The following is a 16,403-nucleotide window of genomic DNA, read 5'->3' on the forward strand; positions in this document are numbered from 1 at the left end:
GAGTTCGACAGCACAACGCCCCCGAGCCCAACGAGCCTTCATCGTGCAACTCCTTCGATCAAGAACGGCACCATTGCCGTTGATCGTTAGAGTAGATGACCCAGATCACTTGGTCAAGATTTTAACTAGATAAGTTTTCTGCTTTCCTGCCCGAAATCGCTTTTCTTTGGAAAGGGTTCCGCTGACAGCTACTGTCTTTCAAAAGAATGACTAGTCAGCGAGGTTTCCCCGCAACGTCGAGGAGGCGTAAGCCTCCCGAAAACGACCGCGGCGTCGAAGCTCCGGGACCACGAGTTCCACGAAGTCCGTCAGGCTGTCCGGCAATTGGGGCGGCATCAGGTTGAAACCGTCGGCCGCACCCCCATCCAGCCACTCTTCGATCCGATCCGCGATGGTCTCCGGGGTCCCCACCATGGTGCAGTGCCCACCACCGGCGGCCAGCCGACCGAGCAGTTGCCTCACGGTCGGTCGCTCCACGTCAATGATCCGCAGGATCGTGGCATAACGCCCCTGCGGTCCGGTGAACTCCTCGATCGGAGCCAGCTCAGGGACGCGCTCGTCGAGTACCCAATCCGAGCAGTCTCGGTGGATGAACCCGCCCAGCTGCGCCAATGACGCCTCGACCGGGAGCAACTCGTCCAACCGATCCCGCTTCCGCTCGGCCTCCTCCATCGTTCGGCCCACATAGGTCACGAGGCCAGGCATCACCACGAGATCGTCCGGGTCACGTCCGTTGGCCTCGGCTCGTGCGCGGACGTCGGCGCGATATTCCCTGCCCTGTTCGATGTCGTAGGCGACGGCGTAGATTCCTTCGGCCCGACGTGCCGCGAGGTTGCGCCCCGGATCCGAGGCCCCGGCCTGGAACAGCACCGGCCTCCCCTGGGGCGGCTGAGGCACGTTGAGCGGACCGGCCACGGAAAAGTGCTCCCCGTTGTGATCGACCGGACGGATCATCGATGCGTCGAGATACTTCCCCTCCCGGTCCGTCAGAATCGAGTCGCTGGGCCACGAATCCCAGAGCGCCTGCACGGCGTCGATGAATTCCTCAGCCCGCGCGTACCGCTCGGCGTGCGCGGGAAGACCGTCCATTCCGTGGTTGCGGGCCTCGGCATCGAACATCGAGGTGACCACGTTCCACCCCACGCGCCCGGAGCTGATGTGGTCCAGGCTCGCAAGCAGCCGCGCCGCGTGAAACGGCGTATAAAAAGAGCTCGACACCGTGCTGACCAGGCCGATGTTCGACGTCGCCCGGGCCATCGCGGCCAGGGTTGTCAGGGGCTCCAGGAACCACGTGGGCGAGCGCTCCGCCGAGTCCGCCCGCAACGACTGCCCGTCGGCGAAGAACACCGCGTCCAACGCACCGGATTCGGCGATGCGTGCCAGCTCTTCGTAATAGCGGATGTCGCCCAGTCGCTCGACCGAGGAACCGGGCGACCTCCACGCCGCGTTGTGATGACCGCAGCCGAAAATGAAGAGGTTCAGGTGTACCTGGCGTTTCCCGTTGTCGCTCATCCCTTGACCAGACCACCGTCAACGATCAGGTTCTGCCCCGTGATCGCTCGGGCCCAGGGCGAGGCGAAGAAGAGAGCGGCGTCGGCCAATTCCTCGGGCGTGGTCACGCTGCGCAACGGGGTTCCCTCCGCGATCATGTCGAAGACCTCCGACGGGGTCGCCGAGCTCGCGTCGGTCTCTCGCAATAATCCCCCGGAAATCATGTTGACGGTGATCCCGTCCGGACCGAGGTCGTGGGAGAACGTGCGTGTCAGGGAGAGCAGGGCCGCTTTGGCCGCGGTGTAGTCGTGGTACGGAACCACCGGGTTCTGGAACAGGTTGGTGCCGATGTTGACGATGCGCCCCCATCCTCGCTCGGCCATCGCGGGACGCAAGGCCTGGATCATCGCGAGCGAACCGAAAAGCGAACCATCCAACTGTGACTGAAAGTGCTCCGGAGAAATCTCGGATGCCTTCGGGCGGGCGTCGCCATTGAAACTGAAGTCGAGGAGAGCGTTGTTGACCAGCGTCGTCGGGGCTTCACCAAACAGCGCGGCAAGCTCCTCGGGGAGAGCGACGATCCGTTCGCGATCCCGCACATCCACCTGAACGGCCTTGGCCCGGCCCGGAAATTCTTCGGCGAGCCGATGCGCGGCGTCGCCGCTGCGGTGATATCCCACGGCCACGCGTGCGCCTTCACCAAGGAAAGCCCGGCTGATCGCGGCGCCCAAGCCACGAGCGCCTCCGGTCACCATCACGAGCTGTTCGTTAAGAGGGATCGACGCGCGGCGCGTCGCGGCGGATGTTTCGGTCATGGTGTTGTGCCTCTCGGATCGAGGCGAAGGCCCACGTCGCAGGCGGTGCCCGCGCGAGGAGGGTGCGGGATATCGACTTCCCGCGGACAATCCCTTCGCCAGTGCTAGCTGAATCAGGTTCAACGGGTGTTCTCTCAGCCCCAGGAGGGGCACCCCGTGTCGTGCACAACATGCTAGCACCGCGAAGGAATCGTCCCGAGGGGCGGGAGCCGACGATCGAGTTTCCTAAGCGAACAGCTTCTGGCCGACCATCGTGTCCTCCGGCCCGATTCCCGGGGGTATCGCGAAGAGGGCCGAGGCTCGATGCTGAAGATATTCGGTCATCGCATCGGTTTCGGTCATCTTTTTCAGGATCGGATAGAAATTGGTGCGAGGGTCCCGCACGTAGGCGATGAAGAACAGTCCGGCGTCCAGCCTCCCCAGGGAATCGTTGCCGTCGGTGAAGTTATATCCCCGCCGCAACATGCTGTGACCGTCATTGTTTTTGGGAGAGACGATGGCCACGTGGGCGTCCCCTGGAACGATGGTGTCACCGTCGTCGCCTTTAGCCGTGAAGTCCATGGGCGTGAACTCATCCGCAACCACCGGATGGTTCACGCTCAACGGGGCCCCGTGCCTCTTCTCGCGCCCGATGACTTCCTCTTGTTCCCGCAGGCTCAGCCGATCCCAGACCTCCAACATCATGTGAATCTTTCGAACGAGGAAATAGGACCCGCCGGTCAGCCACTCCGCCTCGGGAGAATCCCCGGACTGAACCCACACGTGACGATTGAGCGTCTCGTCGCCGTCTTCCGACTTGAGGTTGTTGGTTCCGTCCTTGAATCCAAACAGATTCCGCGGCGTCTCCTGGGCCTTCGAGGTCGACGACGTCCGGCCGTACCCGATCTGGCCCCAGCGCAACGACGCCGTTCCGAAGGCGATGCGCGTGAGATTCCGGATCGCGTGCACGCAGACCTGTGAGTCGTTCGAGCACACCTGAACCAGCAGGTCACCGTCGCTCGCCTTGTGAAGAAGCGCCTCGTTGGCGAATCGCGGAACGCCTTCGCCCAGTACGGCGGGCATTTTGTGCCGCAGCCCAAAACGATCCTCGCCGTTCTCTCCCACGAAGAGCGACCGACCGAACCCGAAAGTCACCGTCAATCCGCTCGGAGGATAGCCCCACACTTCTCCGGTATCCGTGGGCGGGGCCTCTCGATTGCTGTGAGGTTCCCCGCCCACGAGCCGGCCGGCGCACATGTCCTCGGCAGCGGCTGTCCACGCCGTCAGGAGGTCCTTGACCTCTTCGACGTTCTCGGCGGTGACGTCGAAAGCCGCCGTATACATGTTGTCCTGCGCCGGGGTGAGGATGCCCTGCTGTATGGGGCCGCGGAACGGATAGACCAACTGGGTGGGAGTCACCGCGGCCGGGGCCGACTCTTCAGACTTGCGAGCCAGGGTTGCACCACCGAATCCGGCGATACCCAGGAGCCCCGCGACGCCCGCCGCCCCCACGAGACGACGGCGGGAGAAACCGCGCGTCTTGCCCCCGGTGACCGACGCCTCGTCCCCCTCGGCCGGAGCCGGGCCGGCCGTCACCTCGGGTGAATCGACCGGCCGGCCCTCGGAGCTCCACGGGGCCTGTTCGGGGGAGGCTTCAGCCTCGGGACGCTGTGACGAGTCCAGAGAAGTCCGTTCCATGCCTGCCGCCTAGAGGATGGTCCCGGCGACCTTGGACAGCGGCTCGCTCAAGGCGTTGACCGCATCCGAGAGCTTCTTCTGCTCCTCGGTGTAGTCCTCGGGCTTGGGCGCTTCCTCCGCGGCCTCCTGAACCTTGGCGATGGTCCGGTAGTCCACGTACGTCACGTTGCCGTCGCTGTCTTTGCCGCTCACGTGCTTCTCGAGCAACTCGTTAACCGTCTTGAAACCCTTCTCGATCTTCTCGGCCAGGTCCTTGTCCTTGGACTTCACGATGTCCGCGACGTTGCCGTAAGCGACCTCGGCGCCCTCGACGTTGGCCTTGAAGTCGTAGAGGTCCGTGTGAGAGAAGGTCTCTTCCTCGCCAACGATCTTGCTCTCCCCGACCTCTTCCAGGAGCTCGGCGGCACCCGTCGCGACGTCCGAGAGGGCCAGCTCAAACTTGCCCTTTTTGCCGTCGATCTTTCCGAACACGAGGTCGTACAACTTTTGAGTCGTCTCATTGAGATTGTCGGCGGCGGCCTGACGCTCCTGCTGCGAGGCGAAGGAGTAATGCGAGTTCGGAGCGGAGAAGAGGTCGGCTTCGATGCGGTGCCAGCCGGTCCATCCCTCCAGAACCTCCGGGCTCCAGGGCTCTTTGTTGGCGTCATGAGCCAGGTCCTGGACCCGGGAGTCCAAGGCCGCGTCCAGGTCTCCCGCCTCTTCGATGCCGAAGTCCTCCGCGGTCGGCTCGATCCGCTCGTACCGCTGACGGGCTACCGCGTAGAGTTCACGAGCTCGCTGGATGTTGCCGTCCACGTAGGCCTGGGTGAAGTCCTTGGTCGCGGTCAAGAGCTCACCCACCTGATCCTTGACGTACGCGGTGTAGTTGTCGATGGCCTTCTTCTCGGCCTCTTTCTGGTCCTCCGAGACCTCGCCGCCCGAGCCGGGGGTCACCTCGAATTTGGCCATACCCACGAAATCGCCGACCATATTGGGCTTGCATGCCGTGTGGTAGGTGCCTTCCTTAAGGGTGGTCGTGAGGCTGGTCGTGGTTCCGGGACCGATGTTTTCCTTCTCGGAAGCTATTTGAAGTTTGTTCTCGGTCAGGACCTCAAACTCGTTGGGATCTTTGCCCTCATTCTTGATCTCGAAAGTCACCTTTCCGGCGGGCATCGTCGCGGGATCGGCGAGGCAGGTTCCCTCGCCAATGGTGACGTGAACCATCTGCCCGGCGTCGTCGGCCTTTTTGCTTTCTGATGGGTCCGAGTGAGCACCGGGGTTATTGGTACACGCCGCCAAGATCAAGGCAAGGGTGATACCCGTCGGTGCGGCAAGGAATTTGGTGATTTTCATAATTTCCTCATGAGGTGAACTGACGGCCGAAACCCGGTGGCCCGGCCCCTGGGAGAAAAAATGTAGCTAGCCGGCCGATACGGCCGTTTTGGTGCGTTTGCCCGCGGATGTCCGGTACGCAAAGAGAATGACGACCGGAACGAAATACACACACCACGCGACGGTCTGGAGGACGGTCGGCTGGAGGTTGATCTGGAAGATCGCCTGGCCAACGACGTAGAGCCAGTACACGGGCGACGTCGGCGAAGGAAGGTGGGCGCTCAGGTCCCAAGCGTGGGTCATGATGCCGGGCAACACGCCGGCCTCCTGCAGATCGCCCACCCCGTAGGAGGCGATGCCCGCGGTCACGAGGATCAGGAAATATCCGGTGACGGCGAAGAACAACCTGAGGTTGATGCGTCGAGCCCCTCGATAGACCACCCACCCGAGCAGAACCGCGAGGATCAGCCCCACCACGACGCCGGCCGTCGTGGCGAGGATATTGTTCTGGATCGAGGACTGCACGGTGGCCCAGATGAACAGAGCGGTCTCCACGCCTTCCCTGCCCACCGCGAGCGCGGCCAGGCCCACGATCCCCCATCCGCTGGACTGGCGCGCGAGCGACCTATCCAGGGAGCTTTCGAGATTTCTCTTGAGATCCCGGGAATGCTTGCCCATCCAGAAAATCATCCACGTGACCAGGGCCGCCGCCACCAGGGAGAGGCTGCCTCCGATGAACTCTTGCGCCTGATACGTCAGGGTTTGCGGCCCCCACGTCAGAATCGCGCCAACGGCCAGGGGAATCACGACGGCGATTCCCACACCGAGCCACAGCTTGTTCAGGACGTCCCGGCGGCCCGCCTTGACCACATAGGCGATGAGGATGCCGACGACGAGCGACGCCTCGAAACCCTCACGCAAAGCGATCAACAGGTTGGCAACGAACACGACTGGCCTCCCCCACCTTCTCCCGGCGCCTCTCCCCACGAGGTGCCGGTTAAAATCTGTAAGGATTATAGCCACACTCAGAGGTCAGATACTGTCCTCGATAATCGTGAGTTAGGTAACCCTTAACGCTCAGGCAGACCGGCCGGGAGGCTCACGCCCGTATCCACACGTCGGAGCGGGAACGCCAGCCGAGGGTGATCCCTCGCAGGCCCATGAACCCCACGGCGTAGGCCACCCAAATCCAGAGGAACCCCCACGTATCCATGGCCCCACCGGCATCCGCACTCGCCACGTAGATCCCCCACAGCATGGGCGCGTAGAGGGCCAACGACACGGTCGAGGCGAGCGCGAGATACCTGGCGTCCTGCGCGCCGATCAGGACGCCGTCGAGAATGAAGACGAACGACGCCAGGGGCTGGCCGATGGCGACCACGATCATCGCGAGCGAGAAGAGGTGCTGGACGTTCGGGTCCGGGGTGAAGGCCCCACCGAGCCCGAACCCCAAGATCGGGCAGATCAGCCCGGTGATCACGCCGAAGCCGAGGGACCACTTGATGAGCCGGTGCATGAGTTGTCGCACGCTTCGCCTCTCGGACGGGACGCTCAGATCCCTCGCCCCCATTTCCTTGCCCAGCAGAGCCTGGGCCGCGATCGCGAGCGCGTCCAGCCCGAAGGCCATGAACCCAAATAACGACATCGTGAGCTGATAGGCGGCGAGATTGGTCGGCCCCTGATGCGTGACCACCACGATGGTCAGCAGCATCGCCGCGCGCATCGCCGCGGTGCGAAGCATGAGCCACGACCCCACGGACAGGATGGACCCAACCCCGGACATGGACGTTTTCCAGCGCACCTCGTGGTCGCGGGAGGCGCCGATGATCATCACGAGGTACACGGCGGCCATGCCCCACTGAACGAGGGAGGTTCCCATCGCGGAACCGGCGACACCCAACCCCAGGGGGAAGACCAGGATCCAGTTGAGAACGACGTTGACCGCCGCCCCCGCGCCCGCCACGTACAAGGGCGTCTTGGTGTCCTGGAGACCCCGCAGGATGCCGAGGGCGGCCAGGACGATCAGCATCCCCGGCAAACCCGGCATCGACCATCGCATGTACGCGACCGCGTGTTCCAGGGTCGGGCCGTGGGCACCCATGGCCTCGAGCACAACGGGGGCCAGCACCCACCCCGCCACGGCGAGCACCAGCCCGAGCATCAGGGCGACCCACAGCCCGTCACGGCCCTTCTCGTACGCGGCTTTCAGCTTGCCAGCGCCGAAGAATCGGGCGACCGCCGGAGTCGTCGAATACGACAGGAAAATCATCAACCCGATGACCGTCTGAACCACGGTTCCGGCCACCGAAAGGCCAGCGAGCTGCTGCGTGCCCAGGTGCCCGACGATGGCGGTGTCCGCGAGGATGAAGAGCGGCTCGGCGATCAGGGCGCCGAACGCGGGAAGGGCCAGGGCGAGGATCTGCCGATTGAGGTCCCCGGCCGACGTCGTGGCGGCGGCGCCGTCGTTGCCGGCCTCACGCGAGGTGGAGGACTCGTGGGGAGAGGGCTGGGAAGTCACCCGCCCAGTCTAGGGACACCCCCGAGTGACCCGCGACGATGTGGCGAGGATTACCGCAACAGTTTGCCCGCCGCTCGATGAAGTAGTTAGCTTACGTAAGCAATTCAGCGTATTTCCGCCACCTTCCAGGAGGACGAGTGACCACTCCCCAAACGCTTTCCCTCGTGCTCTTGCTCGTGGTGCTCGTGCTGGCGATCTGGAAGAAGGTCAACATCGGCACCCTCTCCCTGGGTGCCTCCCTCGTGCTGGTCCTCGCCGCCGGGGTCCCCACCGACGATATCTACCAGGCCTTTCCGGCGAGCCTCGTGGTGCTGATCATCGGCGTCTCCCTGATGTTCAGTCACTTGGACATCAGCGGCGCGATCGGCTGGGTCATCGACGGTGCCTTCCGCCTAGTCGGCGGCCGCAAGGGCCTGATCCCCTGGGTCGGCTTTGCCCTCGGCGGATTCCTCTCGACCGTGGGCATCTTCAGCACGGGCCCCGTCGCGATCCTGGTTCCGCTGATCGCCTTCATCTCCGTCAAGTATCGCGGGACCTATCTGATCAACGCATTGGGCGTGATCATGGGCGCCATCGGCCTGGGCATGTCCCCGCTCAATCCGACCGGCGCGACCATTCGCGAACTCGCCGCCGACGCCGGCGTCACCTATTCGGGCTGGGCGCTGTGGTTGGTCACGCTGATCGTCACCGCCGTGGTCCTCGGCGCGCTCCAGGTGATCTTCTCGATGCTGACGCGCCGCGGAAAATTGCTCGTCGAACCGCAGGCCGCCCAGGTCGAGTCCGGACGTGAGACCGGCCGGCGCGTCGAAAACACGCCGTATGCGGTCGCCTCGCTAGTGGGCCTCGCCCTTTTCGTCCTCTGCGTGGTCGCCTTCAAGCTCGACGTTGGCCTGACCTCCATGGCGGTCGCGGCCATCCTCCAGCTCATCTTCCGGCCCGCCCAGAAGGCGATGTTCGACAAAGTTCCGTGGGGCGCCGTGCTGCTGATCGGCGGGCTGCTGACCTACCTCGGGCTGCTTCGGTCGGTGGGCACCATCGACTCGATCCAGCACGCGATGGGCGGCGCCGGCTCCGGCGTGCTGGTCTTGTTCGCGCTGGCCTACCTCACGGCCCTGCTCTGCAACGTGGAGTCCTCGGCCCTGGGGGTCCTGAGCATGACGATGCCCCTGGTCTTCGGCTTCTTCGCGGATTCTCCGGCCATCTTTTGGATCGTCGTCGCGGTCGCGATCCCTTCCGGCCTCATGGTCATGAACCCGATCCACATCGCCGGGACCCTGGTGGTCGGCAACGCCGAGGAAGAACGCCAGAACGACGTCTTCCGCGCTTTCCTGACCACCTCGCTGGGCCTGACGGCGGTGGTCCCCGGATTCCTGTGCCTCATCCCGCTGATCGTCGGGGTGTAGGCGCGCCCGTCAGCCTCCCACACCACGTGGTTAGATCGACTCATGAGCAACCACGATGCCGCCATCCACCCCGCCGATACCCACAACCTCATCCGCGTTCAGGGTGCGCGAGGGAACAACCTGCAGGACGTCAGCGTCGAGTTGCCCAAGCGGCGGCTGACCGTCTTCACCGGAGTTTCGGGCTCCGGCAAAAGTTCCCTGGTTTTCGGGACCATCGCCGCCGACTCCCAGCGGCTCATCAACGAGACCTACAGCGCCTTTGTTCAAGGATTTCTCCCGACTCAGGCGCGTCCCGAGGTGGATTTCCTCGACGGCCTGACGACGGCGATCATCGTCGATCAGGAACGGATCGGCAGCAACGCGCGCTCCACGGTGGGCACCGTGACCGACGCCAACGCCCTGTTGCGCACCCTGTTCAGCCGCATCGCCGAGCCTCACATCGGTGGGCCCAAGGCGTATTCCTTCAACACCCCCACCGTGACCGCCTCCGGCGCCATGAAGGTCGAGAAGGCGAATAGCCGCGCCGTCAAGAAAACGTTCTCCGTCACCGGCGGAATGTGCCCGCGCTGCGAGGGCATGGGCAACGTGACCGACCTGGATCTCACGGAGGTCTTCGACGAGGAGAAGTCTCTCTCGGAGGACGCCATCAAGGTGCCGGGATACAACGGGGGCGGCTGGAACGTCAGGCTCTTCAGCGGCTCAGGCTTCGTCGATCCCAAGAAGCCCATCAAGAAATTCACCCAGCGGGAAATGCACGATTTCCTCTACCACGAGCCGGAACGCATCAAGGTCGAGGGCATCAACATGACCTACGAAGGGCTGATCCCGCGCATCCAGAAGTCGATGCTCTCCAAGGACAAGGAGGCCATGCAGCCGCACGTCCGCGCGTTCGTGGACCGCGCCGTCACGTATGTGACCTGTCCCGAATGCCACGGCACACGCCTGACCCAGGGGGCGCTGTCCTCGACCATCGATGGCAAGAACATCGCCGAGCTCTGCCAGATGCAGATCAGCGACCTCGCCGAGTGGGTCCGCGGCCTCGACAAGCCCTCGGTCGAGCCTCTCCTCAAGGCCCTGAGGGACCTGCTGGACTCCTTCGTGACCATCGGCTTGGGCTACCTCTCCCTCGACCGCTCCTCGGGCACCCTCTCCGGGGGCGAGGCCCAGCGGGCCAAGATGATCCGCCACCTGGGATCATCGCTGACGGACGTGACCTATGTCTTCGACGAACCGTCGATCGGCCTGCATCCGCACGACATCGAACGCATGAACCAGCTCCTGCTGCAGCTGCGGGACAAGGGAAACACCGTGCTGGTCGTCGAGCACAAACCGGAGATGATCGAGATCGCCGACCACGTGGTGGATATCGGTCCGGGCGCGGGGTCCGACGGCGGCCGGATCTGCTTCGAGGGCGACGTCGCCGGCCTGCGGGCCTCGGACACCGTCACCGGGCGCCACCTCGACGACAAAATTCGGCTCAAGGATTCCGTCCGGTCCTCGCGCGGCGCGCTCGAGATCCGCGGGGCGCACCGCAACAACCTTCGGGATGTAGACGTCGACATTCCCTTGGGCGTGCTGACCGTCGTCACGGGCGTGGCCGGATCCGGGAAGTCCTCTCTCCTCGAGGGGTCGCTGCTGAAGGGTTCCCGGGTCGAGGAGGAAGGCCTCGTCGCGATCGACCAGACCCCCATCAAAGGCTCACGCCGCAGCAATCCGGCAACCTATACGGGCCTCCTGGAGCCGATTCGCAAGGCTTTCGCCAAGGAGAACGGCGTCAAGCCCGGCCTTTTCAGTTCCAATTCCGACGGCGCATGCCCCACGTGCAACGGCGCGGGGGTGATCTTCACGGACCTCGGCATGATGTCTGGGGTGTCCACCACCTGCGAAGACTGCGACGGCAAGCGTTTCCAGCCCGAGGTCCTGGAATACACCTACGGCGGCAAGGACGTCAGCGAGGTCTTGTCGATGTCCGTCGCCCAGGCGGCCGAATTCTTCGGCTCGGACGAGGGCAAACTGCCCGCGGCGCACAAGATCCTCCGCCGGCTCGAGGACGTGGGCCTGGGATACCTCAGCCTCGGGCAGCCTTTGAACACGCTGTCCGGCGGCGAGCGTCAGCGGCTCAAGCTCGCGAGCCGCATGGGAGAAAAGGGCGGCGTCTACATCCTGGACGAGCCCACCACGGGCCTGCACCTGGCGGATGTCCAGCAACTCCTCGGGCTGCTGGATCAGCTGGTGGACTCCGGCAAGACCGTGATCGTGATCGAGCATCACCAGGCGGTGATGGCCCACGCGGACTGGATCATCGACCTCGGTCCCGGTGCGGGACACGACGGAGGCCGCATCGTCTTCGAGGGCACGCCTGAGGACCTGGTGACGGGCCGCTCCACGGTCACCGCCGAGCACCTGGCCAAATACCTCCGGAGGTAACCGCCCGGAGCGCGGCGCGCCCCGTAGACCGGCACGGGTCGGGCGACGAGTCCTTCAGCTCCGGTGACCCCAGAGCCGTTCGAGTTCGCGACGTTCCTTCTTGGTGGGGCGGCCCGCGCCCGGCTCCCGGCGCGGAACCGGCGCGGAGAGCGCGCTGGGCCTCGGGGGCGAATGATCGACATAACAGGTTCGGGCCACCGGCGCGCCCACACGCTTGGTCAAGAGCTTGGCGACCTCGAAGACGCGCTCCCAGCCCGGCGTGCGGACCTTGACCACGTCTCCGACGCGAAGCGCCTGGGATGCCTTGACCGGCTGGTCGTTGAGCCGCACGTGGCCGGCTCGGCAGGCGGTGGTCGCCGCCGAGCGCGTCTTGTAGAGCCGAACCGACCAGAGCCACGCGTCGAGGCGAACGCTCTGGGGGCCCTGCGGGTCGGTCGACTTCTCGGAATTCATGGTCATCCATTCTAGTGCGGCCGGGCGCCCCGCAGAAAGGGCGGGCCAGGAGCCGAACGGTCCAACGATTAAAAAACCACCGGCCGGGAAGCGGAGCTATAGGGAAAACGCTCCGCCCCCGGCCGGTGGTCCGAGACGGATTCGCGGTCCGTCTCTCATCAATCACTCGCACCTTATGAGGTACTTATTAAGTTAGTCAGCCGAACTGAGGTCCAACCCTGCGGAGCCTGTAAGTCTCCTGGTAATTGCGCAACGGAATAGTCACGATCGCCCTCGAGCCAGGTCACGGTGCCCAGGAGAGGTGATTCTTCGGGGTCCCCGAGGGGAGGAACGTCCCGCTCGAAGACGAGCGGGACGTTGAGCTTCCGCGGATCCCCCTGAGAAGGTGCACAGCCCGCGCCGCGCGTGCCTTCGTCGCGGAAGCATCTTCCGGCCCCCATAGCCGACCGGAAGCCTTGGTGTGGTGGCCCCCGTATCAGGAGGGGGCCACCCATGCCGCGAAACAGGACGTTGTTCCCATTTCAGGAAAAAATATTAGCGTAAATTTGAACCATGTCGAGGGGAAAATCGTTCCAAATCTGTGATCTCCAACACGTTATGGGGCCACCTCGGACGGGATCTTCGGAGCCCCCACCTCACGGCGTCGACCGCGTAAGCTCGGAACCATGAGCAATTCGAGTTTTCCGCAGTCAGAAGCCGCCGATTCGGTGGCGGAGATCCGTCGCCTCGCCGAACAGCACCCCGATCGACGCGTCGTCGTCGTGACCGGCGCTTCCGGCGGGATCGGTTCCCGCGTTGCCGAGGACCTCTCCCGCGATTCGATCGTGGTGGCCATCGGGCGGAACGACGAGAAGTTGCGGGAGGTCGTCGAGCGCTCGACCCCCAACGACGTCGTCCCCCTGATTCTCGACCTCAATGACACCGACACCCTTCAAGGCGCCCTGGCGGATCTCCCCCGCGTGGACGCCCTGGTCAACGCCGCGGCCATCGCGTCTCGCTTCACGCTGGACGACGCGCGCGCCCAGGACTGGGACACGGCCTTCCACACGAACGTGACCGCACCCGCCGAGCTGACCCGCACCCTGTTGCCCCACCTTCGAAAGTCCCGCGGAACCGTGGTCTTCCTTGGTTCCGGGGCATCCCGCTCGTCAAATCAATACAACGTGGTCTACAGCGCAACAAAGCACGCCCTCCAGGCCGTGGCCGATGGTTTCCGACGCCAGGTCTCCCGCGACGGCGTACGGGTGGCCACCGTGGCCCCCGGCCCGACCGACACCACCATGGTTCGCTGGCAGGACGACTACCCCAAGGCGGAGCCCCCGAAGTTCATCGACCCCGCAACCGTGGCCCGTTCCATCCGTCACGTCGTGGACGCATCCGAAGACACTCAGATCACCGAGGTGTGGGTCCGCCCCCGCGTTGAGGCGTAAAAAAAATCCGTCCTCGTGACATGCATTTGCCGAACACCTGACACGAGAAGCCTTTGTCCTGGTAGGGTTGTCTATGTACACGCCGGAAGGCTGGTGCGGCAACGGCGCCCCACGAGTGACATCGGCAATTTTCATATCGACAGCGTCGACCGTTATCTCTGATCGGGTCGACCATCCCAGGCGGCAACGCATAGCGTCCGCCCCTCATAACCCCACAGATTTTTTGAGTTCTTTAAAGCAGCATCCCTGCGTACAGCAGCTCAAGAACCACGTCGGCAGAATCGACGTGGAGTACATGGCCGCCACAGGCGGCCGACACGAAGGAAAGAAATAATAATGGCTAAAGGCACCGTGAAATGGTTCAACTCCGAAAAGGGCTATGGCTTCATTGCCCCGGATGACCACTCCGACGATCTCTTCGCTCACTACAGCGCCATCGAAGGCACCGGCTTCCGCGGCCTCGAAGAGGGCCAGACGGTTGAGTTCCAGGCTGAGCAGGGCCCCAAGGGTCTTCAGGCCACGAACATCCGCGTTCTCTAAACGCGATATCCCCGGTAGGGGATGATCTGAAGGGGCCGGCGGCGAACACTATGTTCGCCCCCGGCCCCTTTTTCATGCCCGGATTCGGGGTTTCGTGGCCATGGGCAGGCATCCCTAAATTAAGCCGTTGCACACCTGAACCACTTCTGAGGAAAGGCTCCACACTGCTGACAAGCCGGCGTTTCCGGCCTATTCTCGAAGGCATGAAGATGTCTACAGACCTTGAAAAGAAATTCCAGGACCAGATCACCCTCGAGTTCGAAGCGTCGATCACGTATCGTCAGCTCGCCATCGAGGCCGACGAGCAGGACCTCCCCGGCATCGCCGCGTGGCTTCGCCACCAGGCGGACGAGGAGATCGTCCACGCCAACAAGTTCATCGATCACCTTTCCGACCGCGGCAACCACGCCGAAATCGGACAGATCAGCGCACCGTCGGTGACCACGGGTCTCTCCGTTTTGGAGATCTTCCAGGCCGCCCTGGCCCACGAGGAGAAGGTTTCCAACTCCATCCGTGACCTGTACCGAGAAGCAGACGCCGAGGGAGACTTCGACTCCCGCCCGCTGCTCAACTGGTTCGTCGACGAGCAGATCGAGGAGGAAGCCACGGCTTCCGAAATCATCGGTCGCCTCAAGCTCATCAACGGCGAAGGCTCCGGCCTGCTCCGCCTCGACGCCGAGCTCGGTCAGCGCCCCGAAGAGGGCACCGAAGACTAATCGAGTCGCCTCGCCGCCCCCGGCGGATAGGCCAACGGGCCCCGAACCTCAGCAGGTTCGGGGCCCGTTGCGTACGCCGTCGGGACGGTTGCGAGCCAGACGATCAGGAGACCGTTTCCGACCCGATGTCATCGGCCCAGGTGCGCACCGAGAGGTCGGCGGGGTTGAAGCCCGGAGCGAGCCCGGTCACCGTCACCGTGCGCGTCTGGCCGGGGGCCAGATCGAAGTAGGCCGCGTCGAAGCGGTTGGCCGGGGACAGGGGATCCACCCGGACCGCATAGGCGAAGGCGTCTCCCGCGCGGATGGTGACGTGCGCCCGACCCGCGGCGACGTCGTCTTCCCCGGCCCTGACGCGGGACGTGACCGTGCCGCCCAAGGGAAGATTCTTGAGGTGGTCGAGGAAAAGTCTCGCTGGCGGGAGCCCGCCGTCCGGGGCGGTCGCCTCGGCGTAGACCTCCCGAGTCCGCTTCGGCGCCGGGAAGCTCGTGACCTGCCGCGAATCGCCGGGCGCGACCCTGACCTCCACGGCGCGGTCGTCGTGGACCTCTCCCGAGAACCCTCGCAGCCGGGCGCGAAGTACCCCGCTCCACTCCGCGCCCGAGCTGTTGGTGACCCACAGCTCCAGGCACGCCCCGGGCTCCGCCTGGCGCCACGACGCGACGACGGGTGCGAAGGCATCCCGCACCGCGTACCAGGCGGCCTTGGGCAAACCCTCGTAGTCCACGAGGGACCAGCTCAGCCCCGGCCAGGGTTCGTTCAGCTGCCATACCAAAGCCCCGGAGCACACCGGTTGGCGTCGGCGATAGTGCGCGATTCCGTAGGCAAGGCCTTCGGCCTGAACCATGTGAGAGGCGATCGTGTGAGCCCGCAGGCTGTCCGCGCGCCCGACCCCCGCCTCGGAGGCCAGGAGTCCCATGATCTTGTCCTGGGGGCTGTCCTTGATCCGATGGAGAAACTGCTCGCCCCAGGGGGTGATGGGCTGGCTGACCCACCGGTCCAGGGTCACGGCCTCGGGTATCGAGCAGATTCCGAATTCGCTGATGAACCGGCCACGATCCTGCCGGTAACGCCAGAAGTGGTTCTGCTCGGACTCATCCAACGTCGAAGGGGCCGGCCCCGCGCCGAGGTCCGCTCCGTGCCAGACCTCCCACGCGTGACGGTCGCCGTCGAGCACGCCGTTGGCGGTACCCAGGGCGCCGTCGGGGCTGCCCCGGCGATACGGCACGCCGCATCCGTCCTCATCCACGGTTCTCGGCAGGAGGTCGTCGTAGAAATATTCGCCCCACCCCTCCCGAGGTTCTTCCGCCCAGATGACGTCGTGCATCGCGTGCGCCTCGTTATTGCCGGCCCAGACCGCCAGGCACGGGTGCCCGCTGAGGCGCCTGACCTGGTACGACGCTTCCGCCTCGACCTCGGCCCGAAGACCGGGGTCGTCATCGGGGTAGTCCACCGAGGTGAACATGAAATCCTGCCAGACGAGCAGGCCCTGTTGATCGCATAAATCGTAGAATTCCTCCGGCTCGTAGATGTTGCGGGTCATGACGTTGTTTACACGCAACGGAGGCTCGGGTGGGTGTTACCTGTGGCGACAGGTCGGCAGGTGAGGGGCTCATCGCATGAGA

Annotated in this window: 13 protein-coding genes and 1 riboswitch; of the genes, 5 read left to right on the forward strand and 8 right to left on the reverse strand. The window is 64.4% G+C overall.

From position 1 onward, the window contains the following. Nucleotides 1-210: 210 nt before the first annotated feature. The 6 genes from CURSPS6_RS09360 to CURSPS6_RS09385 form a co-directional block, all read right to left on the reverse strand. A complete protein-coding gene (locus CURSPS6_RS09360; RefSeq protein WP_030015747.1) occupies nt 211-1,512 on the reverse strand; it encodes an LLM class flavin-dependent oxidoreductase in 1,302 nt (433 codons plus the stop codon). Further along, nucleotides 1,509-2,306: a 3-oxoacyl-ACP reductase gene (locus tag CURSPS6_RS09365; protein ID WP_030015748.1), complete on the reverse strand. Its 798-nt coding sequence runs from the start codon at nt 2,304-2,306 to the stop codon at nt 1,509-1,511. The genes CURSPS6_RS09360 and CURSPS6_RS09365 overlap by 4 nt, the downstream gene beginning before the upstream one ends. 72 nt (nt 2,307-2,378) lie before the next feature. Next, a riboswitch (TPP riboswitch) is annotated at nt 2,379-2,473 on the reverse strand. A 58-nt stretch (nt 2,474-2,531) separates the two neighbouring features. Then, complete coding sequence (efeB, locus tag CURSPS6_RS09370) at nt 2,532-3,983, reverse strand: iron uptake transporter deferrochelatase/peroxidase subunit (RefSeq protein ID WP_030015750.1); 1,452 nt, start codon at nt 3,981-3,983, stop codon at nt 2,532-2,534. A 9-nt stretch (nt 3,984-3,992) separates the two neighbouring features. Further along, a complete protein-coding gene (gene efeO / locus CURSPS6_RS09375; RefSeq protein WP_030015751.1) occupies nt 3,993-5,315 on the reverse strand; it encodes an iron uptake system protein EfeO in 1,323 nt (440 codons plus the stop codon). Between the two features lie 66 nt (nt 5,316-5,381). Then, on the reverse strand, nt 5,382-6,242 hold the full coding sequence (gene efeU, locus CURSPS6_RS09380) for an iron uptake transporter permease EfeU (protein WP_051687800.1): 861 nt from the start codon (nt 6,240-6,242) through the stop codon (nt 5,382-5,384). A 151-nt stretch (nt 6,243-6,393) separates the two neighbouring features. Next, complete coding sequence (locus CURSPS6_RS09385) at nt 6,394-7,812, reverse strand: MATE family efflux transporter (RefSeq protein ID WP_030015754.1); 1,419 nt, start codon at nt 7,810-7,812, stop codon at nt 6,394-6,396. Between the two features lie 137 nt (nt 7,813-7,949). Between CURSPS6_RS09385 and CURSPS6_RS09390 the strand changes: the two genes are divergently transcribed. After that, nucleotides 7,950-9,215, forward strand: coding sequence for an SLC13 family permease (locus tag CURSPS6_RS09390; protein ID WP_030015755.1), 1,266 nt, complete (start codon nt 7,950-7,952; stop codon nt 9,213-9,215). A gap of 42 nt (nt 9,216-9,257) precedes the next feature. After that, on the forward strand, nt 9,258-11,642 hold the full coding sequence (locus CURSPS6_RS09395; protein WP_030015757.1) for an ATP-binding cassette domain-containing protein: 2,385 nt from the start codon (nt 9,258-9,260) through the stop codon (nt 11,640-11,642). A gap of 54 nt (nt 11,643-11,696) precedes the next feature. On the opposite strand, the gene CURSPS6_RS09400 is transcribed toward CURSPS6_RS09395, so the two are convergent. Then, a complete protein-coding gene (locus tag CURSPS6_RS09400; protein WP_030015758.1) occupies nt 11,697-12,095 on the reverse strand; it encodes an RNA-binding S4 domain-containing protein in 399 nt (132 codons plus the stop codon). Nucleotides 12,096-12,760: 665 nt separating this feature from the next. On the opposite strand from CURSPS6_RS09400, the gene CURSPS6_RS09405 reads away from it, so the two are divergent. From CURSPS6_RS09405 to CURSPS6_RS09415, 3 genes are all read left to right on the forward strand, one after another. After that, nucleotides 12,761-13,525 carry an SDR family NAD(P)-dependent oxidoreductase gene (locus CURSPS6_RS09405; protein ID WP_082470303.1) on the forward strand — a complete coding sequence of 255 codons (765 nt, stop codon included), beginning with the start codon at nt 12,761-12,763 and terminating at the stop codon, nt 13,523-13,525. A gap of 336 nt (nt 13,526-13,861) precedes the next feature. Continuing rightward, nucleotides 13,862-14,065 carry a cold-shock protein gene (locus CURSPS6_RS09410; protein ID WP_030015761.1) on the forward strand — a complete coding sequence of 68 codons (204 nt, stop codon included), beginning with the start codon at nt 13,862-13,864 and terminating at the stop codon, nt 14,063-14,065. Nucleotides 14,066-14,268: 203 nt separating this feature from the next. Next, nucleotides 14,269-14,781, forward strand: a complete 513-nt coding sequence (locus CURSPS6_RS09415) for a ferritin (protein ID WP_030015762.1) — start codon at nt 14,269-14,271, stop codon at nt 14,779-14,781. 103 nt (nt 14,782-14,884) lie between these two features. On the opposite strand, the gene CURSPS6_RS09420 is transcribed toward CURSPS6_RS09415, so the two are convergent. Then, entirely contained in the window at nt 14,885-16,321 is a 1,437-nt protein-coding gene (locus CURSPS6_RS09420) for a glycoside hydrolase family 2 protein (protein WP_051687801.1), read from the reverse strand. Nucleotides 16,322-16,403 lie beyond the last annotated feature (82 nt).

Origin of the sequence: Curtobacterium sp. S6, from assembly GCF_000710345.2 — a bacterium.
Classification (GTDB): domain Bacteria; phylum Actinomycetota; class Actinomycetes; order Actinomycetales; family Micrococcaceae; genus Rothia.

Coding starts and splice junctions, on each gene's coding strand:
- CURSPS6_RS09360 (WP_030015747.1), bottom strand. CDS start 1,512: ATGAGCGACAACGGGAAACGCCAGGTACACCTGAACCTCTTCATTTTC.
- CURSPS6_RS09365 (WP_030015748.1), bottom strand. CDS start 2,306: ATGACCGAAACATCCGCCGCGACGCGCCGCGCGTCGATCCCTCTTAAC.
- efeB (WP_030015750.1), bottom strand. CDS start 3,983: ATGGAACGGACTTCTCTGGACTCGTCACAGCGTCCCGAGGCTGAAGCC.
- efeO (WP_030015751.1), bottom strand. CDS start 5,315: ATGAAAATCACCAAATTCCTTGCCGCACCGACGGGTATCACCCTTGCC.
- CURSPS6_RS09395 (WP_030015757.1), top strand. CDS start 9,258: ATGAGCAACCACGATGCCGCCATCCACCCCGCCGATACCCACAACCTC.
- CURSPS6_RS09400 (WP_030015758.1), bottom strand. CDS start 12,095: ATGAATTCCGAGAAGTCGACCGACCCGCAGGGCCCCCAGAGCGTTCGC.
- CURSPS6_RS09405 (WP_082470303.1), top strand. CDS start 12,761: ATGAGCAATTCGAGTTTTCCGCAGTCAGAAGCCGCCGATTCGGTGGCG.
- CURSPS6_RS09410 (WP_030015761.1), top strand. CDS start 13,862: ATGGCTAAAGGCACCGTGAAATGGTTCAACTCCGAAAAGGGCTATGGC.
- CURSPS6_RS09415 (WP_030015762.1), top strand. CDS start 14,269: ATGAAGATGTCTACAGACCTTGAAAAGAAATTCCAGGACCAGATCACC.
- CURSPS6_RS09420 (WP_051687801.1), bottom strand. CDS start 16,321: ATGACCCGCAACATCTACGAGCCGGAGGAATTCTACGATTTATGCGAT.